Origin of the sequence: Evansella tamaricis (assembly GCF_019042215.1) — a bacterium.
In the GTDB taxonomy this organism is placed as follows: Bacteria; Bacillota; Bacilli; order Bacillales; family Salisediminibacteriaceae; genus Evansella; species Evansella tamaricis.
The window spans coordinates 15,641-29,821 of the sequence record NZ_JAHQCS010000082.1; the positions used below are offsets into that span (position 1 = coordinate 15,641).

Consider the following 14,181-nt stretch of genomic DNA (forward strand, 5'->3'; position numbering starts at 1 on the left):
TATAACGGTAGATAACATCGTATAAAAAGGCAGACCAGTTCCCTTTCCGGTCTGCCTTCACTACTATAAATATCTTTTATGAATTTTTTTCCCATCATAGGTAAACACAATTTTACGGTCCGTAAGAACAGTTTCCATATGAACAGGTCTTCCCCATAGTTGGTAAAGATAAGGCAATGTTTTTTCCAAATAAGTTGTATCTAATTCAATTCCTTCATACTCATGAGTTATATATAATTCTCCATTCCTCAAATGATCTCCATCCGTCACCACTAAGTAAGGAAATCCACCGTTTACTCGACTACTGATAAGCTGATCCCTGACATTCTCCCACTCCTTATCAACGACCTTATACTCCCTTCCTTTTTTCTGGAACAAATACATATCTTCATTCAATACGAGATCTTTCGTTAAATAGTTACGGATAAAGGAGATATCCGCTTCTATTTCGCGCACCTCAAAAATCTTTTCCCGTCCGCTATTTGGTTTTACACTTTGTCGTTTCTGCATCTCATCTGTTGGATTATCGTACCTCTCTTCAATGTCTTCAAATATTTTTAGACCAACATAATAAGGATTTATCTGGGTTTTCGATGGCTGGACCACTCCTGCATTCAGTTTTGCAAATTCCACTGTCTCTTCTGTCGTCAGATCCAGTTCTCGTAATATTCGCTGATGCCAGTAGGATGCCCACCCTTCATTCATAATTTTCGTTTCTAATTGTGGCCAAAAATATAGCATCTCTTCCCTCATCATCGTTAAAATATCACGTTGCCAGTCTTCAAGCTCACGGCTATATTCTTCAATAAATAGTAATAAATCCTTTTCCGGTTGAGGGGGGAATTTCTTTTTTCGTTTCTGCCTATTAGAAGGTTGTTCCTTCGTTTTTTCATCATCTAAAGACCACAAATCATCATAAGGTGACTCCTTTTCATCTTCTTCTGTATCCTGCCAAATATCCTCAACAGACCAGGACAACTTCGGTCTCACGATACTTGGGTCTATATGTTCTTGAATCGCAAGGACAGCGTCCAAAAATTTCTCGACTTCTTCCCTTCCATGAACCATCTCATAATGGGCAACTCGTTCTGCTGTAGCCGTCATACTCTCCACCATGTCGCGCCTTGTGTTCATAAAGCGGACATTGTTCTTAAAAAAGTCACAGTGTGCCAAAACGTGGGCAATGATTAACTTATTTTGAATCATCGTATTGGAATCAAGCAAAAATGCGTAACAAGGATTAGAATTAATAACCAATTCATAAATTTTACTTAATCCAAGATCATACTGAAGTTTCATTTTATGAAATTGTTTTCCAAAACTCCAATGGGAAAATCGTGTCGGCATACCATACGCCCCAAATGTATAGATGATATCAGCGGGACAAATTTCATATCTCATTGGGTAAAAATCTAAACCAAAACCTTCCGCGATTTCTGTTATTTCATCAATTGCAGATACCAACTCTTTTGATTCTGAATTCATCCCCAAACCTCCAATCTTTTCTAATAGCTTATGAGATTCCAACGAATATAATGAAAAAAATAATTTATTTACCACCTTCTATATTATTTTTATATATTTCGTATCTCGAAGGATTGACCATCTAAATCTAGTAAACTAGTCTGGTTTGGTAGTGGAAGAATATGTAACATCGATAGAGCGATTCCATATACGATTTAAACACTCATCCCTCCTAAGGTTTTACTGGTTTTTGCCTACATTTTGAAAGCGCTTCAAAAAAATTTACAAATCTTTTTTTCGAAAAATGTTTTTCCTTACGTACCAATAATGTAAGCGTTTCCTGTTTCCACTAATCAAAATAAATGTCAGAAAATTTGTCATTAGCCTGTTGACCTTGATGAAAAATGGGGTTATTATTGGCGACAATATAATAATTTTCAAATAATTCGAACAGAAGATTAAAGGTATAATTTTTCTTCCCTTTAGAACCAGTAAAAGTAAAATAAAAAAAGGTTTTGAGGGGTTCAGTGTCAAATTATACTTTAATACTTTACAGTAGACTATTAGGGAAAGGAGTGTACGTATGAGCAGTCAGTGGATTTTTTTAGGCGATCAATTTGTGAAAAAGGAAGATGCCGTTGTTTCTGTGTATGACCATGGTTTTTTATATGGAGACGGGGTGTTCGAAGGTATTAGAGTATATAACGGAAACATCTTTAAACTTGATGAGCATCTTAATCGGTTATATGATTCTGCACAATCCATCATGTTACGAGTTCCATACACAAAGGAGGAATTACAACAGATTATTGTGGACACAGTGCGGAAAAATAATTTAGATAGTGCCTATATCCGTGTTGTTGTATCCCGCGGTCCTGGCAATCTCGGCCTTGATCCAAGACATTGCTCAAACCCGCGTTTAATTGTCATTGCGGAACAACTCGCTCTCTATCCTAAAGAACTTTATGAACGGGGAATACGGGTTGCATCTGTTCCAAGCAGACGTAATCGGCCAGACGTATTAAGTCCTCAAATCAAATCATTAAATTATTTAAACAATATTCTAGTCAAAATGGAAGCAAACCTAACCGGAGTTGATGAAGCTCTAATGTTAAATGATCAAGGTTATGTTACGGAAGGGTCTGCCGACAATATTTTCATCATAAAAAATGGCACAATCTATACTCCACCTGTTTATTTAGGAGCTTTAGAAGGTATTACCCGGAACGCAATAATCGACTTAGCAAAGGCTAATGGCTATGAGATCAAGGAGTCCCCTTTTACTCGACATGATGTCTATATAGCTGATGAAGTCTTCCTAACCGGAACAGCCGTAGAAGTTATCGCTGTTATTGATGTGGATGGACGAAAAATAGCAAATGGAAAACCAGGTCCTATCACAAATCACTTATTAGAGGATTTCCGAAGAATAGTTACAATCGATGGGGTTCAATGTTATCCCACATCGTCAAACAGTGCAGTAGTTTAGGGGACGTTTTGAGGAGGTCAAACATGCGAAGCAATATGATTAAACAAGGTATAGACCGGGCACCACACCGAAGTCTATTACACGCAACAGGAGTTAAAGGAAAAGATCTAGATAAACCATTTATCGGAGTTTGTAACTCGTATATAGATATTATTCCAGGACATATGCATCTTAACCGTTTCGCAGAAGTTGTGAAGGAGGCGATTCGTGAAGCTGGAGGAATTCCATTTGAGTTCAATACAATCGGAGTAGATGATGGAATTGCAATGGGCCATATTGGAATGCGGTATTCCCTTCCAAGCAGAGAGATTATTGCAGATAGTGCTGAAACTGTCATTAACGCCCATTGGTTTGACGGGGTATTTTATATACCTAACTGTGATAAGATCACACCTGGAATGCTGATGGCAGCAGCCAGAACAAACGTCCCTTCTGTTTTTGTCTCAGGGGGACCGATGGAAGCTGGTTTATCTAAAAGCGGTAAAAATTTATCCCTTGTTTCCGTTTTTGAAGGTGTCGGAGCATATCATCAAGGATCTTTGACAGAAGAAGAATTGATTGAATTGGAATCCCTTGCTTGTCCCACGTGTGGATCCTGCTCAGGAATGTTTACAGCAAACTCCATGAACTCATTAATGGAAATGCTAGGCTTAACCGTACCTGGTAATGGAACCATCGTAGCCACTTCAGATGAACGGCATGATTTAATCCGACAAGCAGCAACACATCTAATGGAACTAGTTAAGAATGATCTTAAACCAAGGGATATATTAACGAAAGAAACTTTTGACAATGCTTTTGCATTAGATATGGCAATGGGTGGTTCAACGAATACCGTTCTCCATACACTAGCCATTGCTCATGAGGCTGGAATTGAATACGATTTGCACGATATTAACCGAATCGCTGAAAAAGTGCCTTACCTTTCTAAAATAAGCCCAGCATCTGATTTTTCAATGCATGATGTTCATAAGGCAGGCGGCGTAAGTGCCATCATCAATGAACTTTGTCAAATTGAAGGATTAATTCACAAAGAGAGAATTACTGTTACAGGTAAATCCATCTACGAAAATGTGAAAGATGCTAAGATTATAGATGAAAAAGTAATTCGTCCAAAAGAAAATCCATACAGTCCCGTTGGCGGTCTATCCATCCTTCATGGAAACTTAGCTCCAGACGGTGGCGTCATAAAAGTGGGGGCAGTTGACCCTTCCATCAAATCATTTGTCGGTGAAGCGATTATATTCGAATCTCAAGATGATGCGCAAGCTGGAATAAACAACGGAACTGTTAAAGCCGGTCACGTTGTAGTTATTCGCTACGAAGGTCCAAAAGGTGGACCAGGAATGCCTGAGATGTTAGCTCCAACTTCTGCTATTGCCGGCAGAGGATTAGATAAAGAAGTTGCACTTATCACTGATGGAAGATTTTCCGGGGCAAGCCGGGGAATATCAATTGGACATATTTCCCCCGAGGCAGCGGAAGGTGGACCGATCGCTTTTGTAAATAATGGGGACCGAATTGCCATTGACCTAGAAAAACGCTCTATCGAGCTACTCGTTGATGAGGATGAATTAGAGGCAAGGAAACAAGATTGGAAGAAACCAGAACCAAAAATTAAAACGGGATATTTAGCCAAATATGCCAAACTTGTTACCTCCGCGAATACTGGGGGAGTAATGAAAATCTAATTTTTATAATCTGGTAGCATTTATCAATCAGAAATTGACTTTTATGACTTTAGCAAAATCAACACTGAATAAAAGATAAAACAATTTAAAATTTAAATCGATGACGGGAATAAAGGAATAAATTCATGTATTCACAGAGAGCCGGGGTTGCTGGAAGCCCGGAAATACATCTTATTCCGACATCATCCCTGAGTGTTAAGCTGAACGGTCATCCCTATTAGGCTTAATCAGGTGTTCGACGGAACACCTGTTACCAAAAGAAGCATTACCTTCATCAAGGCATGCTTCCTAAGACAGTGTTCGCGAGGATACTGTGAAACCGGGTGGTACCGTGAAAAGAGAAAGGTCTTTTCTCCCCGTTTATTCTGCATTTTTGCAGTCTATTTGGGAAGAATTGGACCTTTTTTTATACTTTTTTATCACTTGCGCTAAAGGGATAAAGATTATAATATGGCTCGGTAATTCAAGTGCGGCCATTTGATGATGATCAGCGAATGAAACAGTTCAAACGAATTTTTAAGGAAGATAATTGAAGTCTCAAACATTTACTTTTAGGAGGGATTAAAACGTGAGAGTAGAAACGAAGCCGGTCTTACAGACTGGTAAAGAGGTTGGATCAGAGTTGAAAACTGGTGCGGATCTTCTAGTGAAATCATTGATTGAAGAAAACGTAGAAACGATTTTTGGATACCCAGGTGGCGCAGTTTTACCCATTTATGACGCCTTATATCGCGCAAAGGACGCATTTGACCATATTTTAACCAGACATGAACAAGGAGCGATCCACGCAGCAGAAGGGTATGCACGGGTATCAGGGAAACCTGGTGTGGTCATCGCCACGTCAGGTCCTGGAGCGACTAATTTAGTAACAGGAATTGCCGATGCTATGATGGATTCATTACCTCTTGTCGTCTTTACAGGCCAAGTGGCACGGGGAGTAATTGGAACAGATGCCTTCCAAGAGGCTGATGTTATCGGTATTACCACCCCAATCACAAAACATAACTACCAAGTACAATCGATCAGTGACTTGCCGAGAATTGTAAAAGAAGCATTTCATATCGCATCTACAGGAAGACCTGGCCCTGTTGTAGTGGATATCCCTAAAGATATATCAGCGTCCCCATGTAATGGAACGTATGATAATAGTTTTCATCTTCCAGGATATCACCCAACCATCAAACCTAACCCGTTGCAAATTAAGAAGTTGGCAGATGCGCTAACAAAAGCCAAGAAGCCTTTAATTCTAGCCGGAGCAGGAATTATACACGGAAAAGCAGCGAATCTTCTGAGAGAATTTGCTGTTAAAAATAACCTTCCTGTCACCACAACTTTATTAGGCTTAGGTAGTTTTCCTGCCTCTAATCCCCTTTCATTAGGAATGGCAGGAATGCACGGAACTTACTCAGCAAACATGGCTTTGTATGAATGTGACCTATTAATTAATATTGGTGCAAGGTTTGATGATAGACTAACTGGAAATCTAGCTCATTTTGCTCCAAATGCTGTCGTTTCTCATATCGATATCGACCCTGCTGAGATTGGAAAAAATGTAGCAACACAAATCCCAATCGTGTCAGATGCCAACGCAGCTTTACAGCAATTACTTGTGGTTGTGAAGGAAACGGCAGACCATCAAGAGTGGTTAAACCTTTTAAACGAGAATAAAGAAAACTATCCACTCTGGTATAAAAACCCAAAACAGGAACTCCTTCCTCAATGGGTTATGAAAGTACTACACGAAGTGACAAATGGCGATGCCATCATTACGACCGATGTGGGACAGCATCAGATGTGGGCTGCACAGTATTACACTTTTAGTGAGCCGAATAAATGGGTCACTTCTGGAGGTCTAGGTACAATGGGATTTGGCTTCCCTGCCGCCATTGGTGCTCAGCTAGCTGCTCCAGACAAAACCGTTGTTGCCGTTGTTGGGGATGGGGGATTCCAGATGACCCTACAAGAATTATCAGTTCTTCAAGAAAAAAGGCTTCCAGTTAAAGTAATTATTGTTAATAACGGAGCCTTGGGGATGGTAAGACAATGGCAGGAGACTTTTTATGAAGGACGTTATTCAGAATCATTGTTAAGCATTCAACCAGATTTCGTCAAACTTGCGGACAGCTACGATATTCGAGGATATAAGATTGAGAGCCAAGAACAGCTTGAAACTATTTTCCCTGAAGTTTTTGCCTACGTTGGCCCTGTTGTTGTGGACTGTCGCGTTCTTCAACAGGAAAATGTGTACCCTATGATTGCACCAGGTAAAGGGATAAACGAAATGATAGGGGTGAAACCATGAAACGAATCATCACAGCAGTCGTCCAGAACCGAAGCGGGGTTTTAAACCGTGTCACCGGGCTACTCCAAAAAAGACAATTTAATATTGAAAGTATATCCGTCGGTCATACAGAGACGGAAGGGATTTCAAAGATGACTCTCGTAGTTGACGTGGAAGATAATCAAAAGCTGGAACAACTTACAAAACAATTAAATAAACAGATAGATGTTTTAAAAGTTTCTGACATCACAGATAAAGCCATCGTTGCCCGCGAATTAGCGCTGATAAAAGTAGTGAGCACCGGGCAATTGCGTCAAGAAATACAAGGAATTATTGAACCATTCCGAGCATCCATTATCGATGTGAGTAAAGACAGCCTTACTGTTCAAGTAACGGGAAAACCTGAAAAATTAGAAGCATTAATTGATCTACTCCGTCCTTACGGGATAAAAGAACTTTCAAGAACAGGGGTTACTGCCTTCCTTCGGGGACACCAGCCTTCTGTCACTGAAATAAATACGTATTCACTACTAAAATAATTTAAAAAACAGAGAGGATGTTTTTACAATGACAAAAGTACTTTATCATAACGACGTGCAAGAAGAGGTTTTACAATCGAAAAAAATCGCAGTAATCGGCTATGGATCCCAAGGTCACGCCCATGCTCTAAACCTAAAGGAGAGCGGCTTTGATGTTGTCGTTGGATTAAGACCAGGGAAATCATGGGATAAAGCAGTGGAAGATGGAGTTCAAGTTGTTTCCGTTGCAGATGCAACTGCTCAAGCAGATGTGGTCATGGTTCTTCTACCGGATGAGTTACAGCCAAAAGTGTATGAAGAAAGTATTAAACCAAATTTGCAACCGGGGAATGCACTAGCCTTTGCACATGGTTTCAACATTCACTTTAACCAAATTGTTCCTCCCGATAATGTGGATGTATTCTTAGTGGCACCAAAAGGTCCTGGTCATCTCGTTCGCCGTACATTTGAAGAAGGTGCTGGAGTTCCTGCTCTTTATGGGATTTATCAGGATTGTTCGGGCGAAGCAAAGCAACTTGCATTAGCCTATGCAAAAGGTGTTGGTGCAGGTCGTGCTGGTATTCTTGAAACTTCTTTCCAGGAGGAAACGGAAACGGATTTATTCGGAGAACAGGCTGTCCTTTGCGGAGGATTAACAAGTCTTGTAAAAGCAGGGTTTGAAACATTAACAGAAGCAGGGTATCAGCCGGAAGTTGCCTATTTTGAATGCTTACACGAATTAAAACTAATTGTAGACCTTATGTATGAAGGTGGTCTTGAAGGAATGCGCTATTCCATTTCTGACACAGCACAATGGGGTGACTTCGTTAGCGGACCACGAGTGGTAAACGAAGAAACGAAGGCCCGAATGAAAGAAGTGTTAACTGATATTCAAACTGGTGTATTCGCTAAAGGATGGATTCTTGAAAACCAAGCTAACCGCCCACAATTTAATGCAGTTAACCAAAAGGAAAGCACTCATCCAATTGAAAAGGTAGGTCGAGAACTCCGTGAGTTAATGCCATTTGTAAAAAAACAGGTAAACTCTAAAAAGGAAGTGGTATCTAATGCCTCAAATTAACATCTTTGATACAACACTCAGAGATGGTGAACAGTCCCCGGGAGTTAACTTAAATCAATTGGAAAAACTTGAAATTGCAAAGCAATTAGAACGGTTTGGAGTAGATATCATGGAGGCAGGATTCCCTGCTTCCTCCCAAGGGGATTTTGAAGGGGTCCGTAATATAGCACGAACAATTAAAAATGCGTCTGTAACAGGTTTAGCAAGGGCCACAACGTCGGATATTGATATCGCCTGGGATGCTCTAAAAGATGCTGCTGAACCTAGACTGCACATCTTCTTAGCAACTTCTCCCATTCATATGACTTATAAATTGAAAAAAACTCCAGAAGAAATTGTCCAAATTGCTGTTAATATGGTCCGTTATGCAAGGGATAAATTTCCACATGTGGAATGGTCAGCAGAAGACGCATCAAGATCTGATAAAGATTTCCTAGTAAAAATTATTGAAAAAGTAATTGATGCAGGTGCAACAGTAATTAATTTACCTGATACTGTGGGCTACACCACTCCAGAAGAATATGGAGCCCTTTTCCGCTATGTGCGGGAAAACGTCCGAAATATTGACCAAGTTGCCTTATCTGCCCATTGTCACGATGACCTTGGTATGGCTGTTGCTAATTCGATCGCTGCCATCCAAAACGGTGCCACACAAATTGAAGGAACAATCAATGGGATTGGGGAGCGTGCCGGAAATGCCTCTTTAGAAGAAGTGGCCGTTGCCTTAAACATTAGACACGATAAGTATCCTTTCACAACCAATTTAGTTCTAAAGGAAATCAAACGAACGAGTGATCTAGTTAGTAAGTTAACCGGAATGGCTGTTCCTGCAAATAAAGCAGTGGTTGGACGAAATGCATTTGCACATGAATCGGGTATTCATCAAGATGGTGTATTAAAGAATGCATCAACTTATGAAATTATCACTCCTGAATTAGTAGGTATTCAGTCAAACAATCTAGTTCTTGGTAAACATTCCGGGCGCCATGCCTTCAAAGATAAAATTGAACAACTTGGCTACCATCTATCAGACGAAAAATTAATCGAGGCCTTCAAAGCTTTTAAACTGCTCACTGACCGGAAAAAGGAAGTCACCGATGATGATCTGTTTACGATTTTAACTGACATACAAACAGATATGACAAATGTGAAGAAATACGAATTAATCGCTTTCCAAGTTCACTATGGTTCATCAAATCTTCCGACAGCAACAGTGGCTTTAACCACTCCAGAAGGTCAACGTACAGAAACAGCCTGTACCGGTCAAGGAAGTGTAGAGGCCCTTTATAACACGCTGGAAGCGCTGGTGGAAGAAAAAATTCATCTTACTGATTTTCATCTTAGTTCGGTCGGACGTGGACGGGATGCACTCGCACAAGTCCATGTAAAAATGACCGTAAATGGTCAGGAAGTAAGTGGCCGTGGGTCAGCACAAGATGTTTTGGAAGCCTCTGTAAAAGCATTTTTAAATGGAGTGAATCGAGTGTTTTATAAGCATCATAACGTTCAGAAAGTGGAATCTGCCCAATTATAATTTTATTGGTTAGAAGTAGCCCTTTCTTAAGGGCTCTTCTTAAATTAAGTTTTCAGAGTTTTTAAATAATAATAGGAGGTTATCAGCAAATGAAAAAACACATTGTATTACTTCCAGGTGATGGAATTGGTCAAGAAGTCATTACTTCTGCACAAGAAGTGTTAAATGCCGTTGCGGAAGAATTCGATCATTCTTTTACCTTTGACACCAAAGACATTGGGGGATCTGCTGTTGACCTGCATGGAACCCCCCTCCCCCAAGACACGGTGGATGCCTGTAAAAACGCAGATGCTGTTTTATTAGGTGCTGTTGGTGGTCCAAAATGGGATCAACTCCCTTCTCACTTACGTCCGGAAAAAGGGTTACTTGGAATACGGAAAGAATTGGACTTATTCGCTAATTTGAGGCCCATTAAAGGATTTCCAAAGTTACTTCATGCATCACCATTAAAAGAACATGTGGTGAAAGGGAGCGACCTTCTCATCGTCCGTGAACTGACTGGTGGCTTATACTTTGGAACTCCAAGTGAACGCCGTGATAACGGTCATTCTGTCGTCGATACCCTTGCTTACACCAGAACAGAGATTGAAAGAATTGTTGATAAAGCCTTCCAATGTGCCCAACTGCGAAGAAAACAATTAACTTCGGTTGATAAAGCAAATGTACTGGAATCTAGTAAACTCTGGAGAGAAATTGTAGATGAGAAGAGTTCCCAATACCCTGATGTGACTGTAGAACACCAATTAGTTGATTCTGCTGCTATGAAGTTAATTACAAATCCAACTGCATTCGATGTCATTGTAACGGAAAACATGTTTGGTGATATTTTGAGTGACGAGGCATCTGTACTAACAGGGTCATTAGGAATGCTCCCTTCTGCAAGTCTACGATCAGATAATTTTGGGTTATATGAACCAGTACACGGATCTGCACCTGACATTGCAGGTTTAGGATTGGCAAATCCACTGGCCATGATTTTATCAGCAGCATTAATGTTGCGCTATTCTTTCCAATTAGAAGACGAGGCAAAGCTAATTGAAGATGCCGTTCAATCCGTTCTTGATGACGGCTATCATACTAGTGACCTTCAATTGGAAGGTGGTCAAAAATTAGGTACAAAGGAGATGACTGTTCAAATCGTTGAATACATCAAATCTCAAAGTACCACAAACAGTATTTTAAATTGCTATGTTTAATTTTTCAGCGTTCATTTCGAGGAAAGATTGTATTTTGGAAGAGTGCTTTCAAATTAGTTTTCTTGTCTCGTTTGAATATTGATAAACCGGAATGAAGTTTGGCAGATTGTCAATTTATTAATGTTTTATCTATCAGCAAATTCAATTAAGGCAAGTTTATTGCTTGAAGGAGGTATTAGGATGGAACCAAAAACGATAGTGGAAAAAATATGGGAACAACATATTGTGCACCAAGAACAGGATAAACCTGATTTATTGTATATTGACCTACACCTTGTCCATGAAGTAACTTCTCCTCAAGCTTTTGAAGGGTTACGAATGAAAGATCGAAAGGTGCGGAGACCGGACTTAACATTTGCAACAATGGACCATAATGTTCCTACATTAGACAGATATTTTATTAAAGATCCCGTATCCAAAAAACAAATGGATACATTAAAAGATAACTGTGAAGAATTTGATATTCCATTAGCAGATATTGATCATCCAGATCAAGGAATTGTTCATGTCATTGGTCCTGAGCTTGGTTTAACACAACCTGGTAAAACGATTGTATGTGGAGATAGCCATACGTCTACCCACGGAGCTTTTGGTGCACTAGCATTTGGTATAGGTACAAGTGAAGTAGAGCACGTTTTGGCAACACAAACACTGTGGCAGGCACCACCAAAAACACTTAATGTAAAAGTTACTGGAGAGTTGGGTACTGGGGTCACTGCAAAAGACTTGATATTGGCCATCATTGCGAAGTTCGGTGTTCGGTTTGGAACTGGTTATGTCATTGAATACACCGGCGACGCCATCCGCTCCCTGTCTATGGAAGAGCGTATGACAGTTTGTAATATGTCCATTGAGGCAGGAGCAAGAGCGGGATTAATCAGTCCTGATGAGACTACTGTCCAATTCCTGAAGGGAAAACGGTTTGTTCCACAAGGAGAGGATTTTGATAAGGCTGCTGCTAGATGGAAAGCTCTTGCAACAGACCCAGGTGCTCAATATGATGCCACCGTTGAAATTGAAGCATCCGAGATAGAACCTCAAGTAAGTTGGGGAACGAATCCAGGGATGTGTATCCCAGTTACTGCATCTATACCGAATCCGGATACTGCCTCATCCCAGAGTGATAAAGAAGAAATCGAACGGGCTCTGGAATACATGGGTTTAGAGGCTGATCAGCCAATTACATCTGTAAAAATCGACCATGTTTTTATTGGATCATGTACGAATTCCCGTCTCAGTGATTTGCGGAGAGCAGCAGATGTAGTTCGAGGGAAAAAAGTAAATTCCAACGTTAAGGCTATTGTTGTACCAGGTTCTCAGACCGTGAAATTACTTGCGGAAGCCGAAGGATTAAACAAAATTTTTACCGATGCGGGCTTTGAATGGCGTGAAGCTGGCTGCAGTATGTGCCTTGCTATGAATGACGATATCGTGCCTTACGGAGAACGTTGTGCATCCACATCCAACCGTAACTTTGAAGGCAGACAAGGGAATGGTGCCAGAACTCACCTAGTAAGTCCTGAAATGGCAGCAGCAGCAGCTATCGAAGGTCACTTCGTAGATGTTCGCAACTATACTATCCCAAGTTTCACATAAAGAAAGGAGTGTAATAATATGGAACCAATTCGACAACATAAGGGACTTGTTTACCCTTTAAACAGAGCAAATGTGGATACAGATCAAATTATCCCAAAACAATTTTTAAAGAGAATTGAACGTCAAGGGTTTGGACAATTTCTATTTTATAATTGGCGTTTTGATGATGATGGGACGGTACGCGAGAATTTCAACTTGAATGATCGGAAGTATGACGGTGCATCTATTTTAGTTGCTGGGGAAAACTTTGGCTGTGGATCCTCCAGGGAGCATGCCCCTTGGGCACTACTTGACTACGGATTTAAAGTCGTTATCGCTCCAAGTTTTGCAGATATATTCTTTAATAACTGTGTAAAAAACGGTATCCTTCCCGTCAAGTTGTCTCTGTCAGAAACGGAAACTTTGCTAAAACGTGCCGAGGAAGAACAATTTGTTTTAACTGTTGATCTTGCGGAAGAAAAAGTTTATGATACTTCTTCCGACTTCAAAGCAACATTTTCATTGTCCCCTTATCAGCGAGAAATGCTCTTAAATGGATGGGATGAAATAGCTGTAACTTTAACACATTCATCTAAAATTGATGACTATGAAGTAAAAACCGGTACTGTAGAGGTACATTAAGGTTCAGTATGGTCCAATATGAGTTGATATGGGTTGATATGGGTTGATATGGTGTAGTATGAGTTGATATGGTCCGATAAGGTCCGATATGAATTGATATGGTCTAATATGGTGCAGTATGGTGCAATATGCTCCAGCTGTCTTACACACAAACATTACTTGATAAACTTAGGTAATTATGGCCTTTATATGGTCGAGATTAAGGAGGTTCACTTTTTAGTGAACCTCCTTTGTGTCGATAGTATTTGGTGTTCGGTGTTCGGTGTTCGGTGTTCGGTGTTCGGTGTTCGGTGTTCGGTGTTCGGTGTTCGGTGTTCGGTGTTCGGTGTTCGGTGTTCGGTGTTCGGTGTTCGGTGTTCGGCAGTTGTGAACCCGGGGGTTTTGATCCTGGTTCAACGCAACCTGGTTCATTTGGCCCTACTTCAGGCTCCCTAATACTCCCTCATGCTCACGGATTGAACCTGGGGGTTTTGATCCTGGTTCAACTGAACCTGGTTCATTTGGCCCTACTTCAGGCTCCCTCATGCTCGCTCATGCTCACGGATTGAACCTGGGGGTTTTGATCCTGGTTCAACGCAACCTGGTTCATTTGGCCCTACTTCAGGCTCCCTCATGCTCGCTCATGCTCACGGATTGAACCTCGGGTTTTTGATCCTGGTTCACCTGAACCTGGTTCAATTTGCCCTACTTCAGGATCCCTCATGCTCGCT

General features: G+C 40.6%; 10 protein-coding genes. 9 read left to right on the top strand and 1 reads right to left on the bottom strand.

Translation table 11 applies throughout. The features are described 5' to 3' along the window. Positions 1 to 63 precede the first annotated feature (63 nt). Positions 64 to 1,485: a SpoVR family protein gene (locus tag KS419_RS08355; protein ID WP_217065775.1), complete on the bottom strand. Its 1,422-nt coding sequence runs from the start codon at positions 1,483 to 1,485 to the stop codon at positions 64 to 66. Positions 1,486 to 2,047: 562 nt separating this feature from the next. On the opposite strand from KS419_RS08355, the gene ilvE reads away from it, so the two are divergent. From ilvE to leuD, 9 genes are all read left to right on the top strand, one after another. Beyond that, a complete protein-coding gene (gene ilvE / locus KS419_RS08360) occupies positions 2,048 to 2,953 on the top strand; it encodes a branched-chain-amino-acid transaminase (protein ID WP_217065777.1) in 906 nt (301 codons plus the stop codon). Between the two features lie 23 nt (positions 2,954 to 2,976). Beyond that, positions 2,977 to 4,644, top strand: coding sequence for a dihydroxy-acid dehydratase (gene ilvD, locus KS419_RS08365; protein ID WP_217065778.1), 1,668 nt, complete (start codon positions 2,977 to 2,979; stop codon positions 4,642 to 4,644). A gap of 568 nt (positions 4,645 to 5,212) precedes the next feature. Beyond that, positions 5,213 to 6,946 (top strand): acetolactate synthase large subunit, encoded by a 1,734-nt coding sequence (gene ilvB / locus KS419_RS08370; RefSeq protein ID WP_217065779.1) that lies wholly within the window; start codon positions 5,213 to 5,215, stop codon positions 6,944 to 6,946. Further along, complete coding sequence (gene ilvN, locus KS419_RS08375; protein ID WP_217065780.1) at positions 6,943 to 7,464, top strand: acetolactate synthase small subunit; 522 nt, start codon at positions 6,943 to 6,945, stop codon at positions 7,462 to 7,464. Before ilvB ends, ilvN begins: the two co-directional genes overlap by 4 nt. A 28-nt stretch (positions 7,465 to 7,492) precedes the next feature. Continuing rightward, the gene (ilvC, locus tag KS419_RS08380) at positions 7,493 to 8,524 is read left to right on the top strand and encodes a ketol-acid reductoisomerase (protein WP_217065782.1); all 1,032 of its coding nucleotides are present in this window, start codon (positions 7,493 to 7,495) and stop codon (positions 8,522 to 8,524) included. Further along, on the top strand, positions 8,511 to 10,058 hold the full coding sequence (locus tag KS419_RS08385; protein WP_217065784.1) for a 2-isopropylmalate synthase: 1,548 nt from the start codon (positions 8,511 to 8,513) through the stop codon (positions 10,056 to 10,058). Before ilvC ends, KS419_RS08385 begins: the two co-directional genes overlap by 14 nt. Positions 10,059 to 10,147: 89 nt before the next feature. Further along, positions 10,148 to 11,254, top strand: a complete 1,107-nt coding sequence (leuB, locus tag KS419_RS08390; protein ID WP_217065785.1) for a 3-isopropylmalate dehydrogenase — start codon at positions 10,148 to 10,150, stop codon at positions 11,252 to 11,254. A 180-nt stretch (positions 11,255 to 11,434) separates the two neighbouring features. Further along, positions 11,435 to 12,850 carry a 3-isopropylmalate dehydratase large subunit gene (gene leuC / locus KS419_RS08395; protein WP_217065786.1) on the top strand — a complete coding sequence of 472 codons (1,416 nt, stop codon included), beginning with the start codon at positions 11,435 to 11,437 and terminating at the stop codon, positions 12,848 to 12,850. Positions 12,851 to 12,868: 18 nt separating this feature from the next. Beyond that, complete coding sequence (gene leuD / locus KS419_RS08400; protein ID WP_217065788.1) at positions 12,869 to 13,471, top strand: 3-isopropylmalate dehydratase small subunit; 603 nt, start codon at positions 12,869 to 12,871, stop codon at positions 13,469 to 13,471. The last annotated feature ends 710 nt before the right edge of the window (positions 13,472 to 14,181 follow it).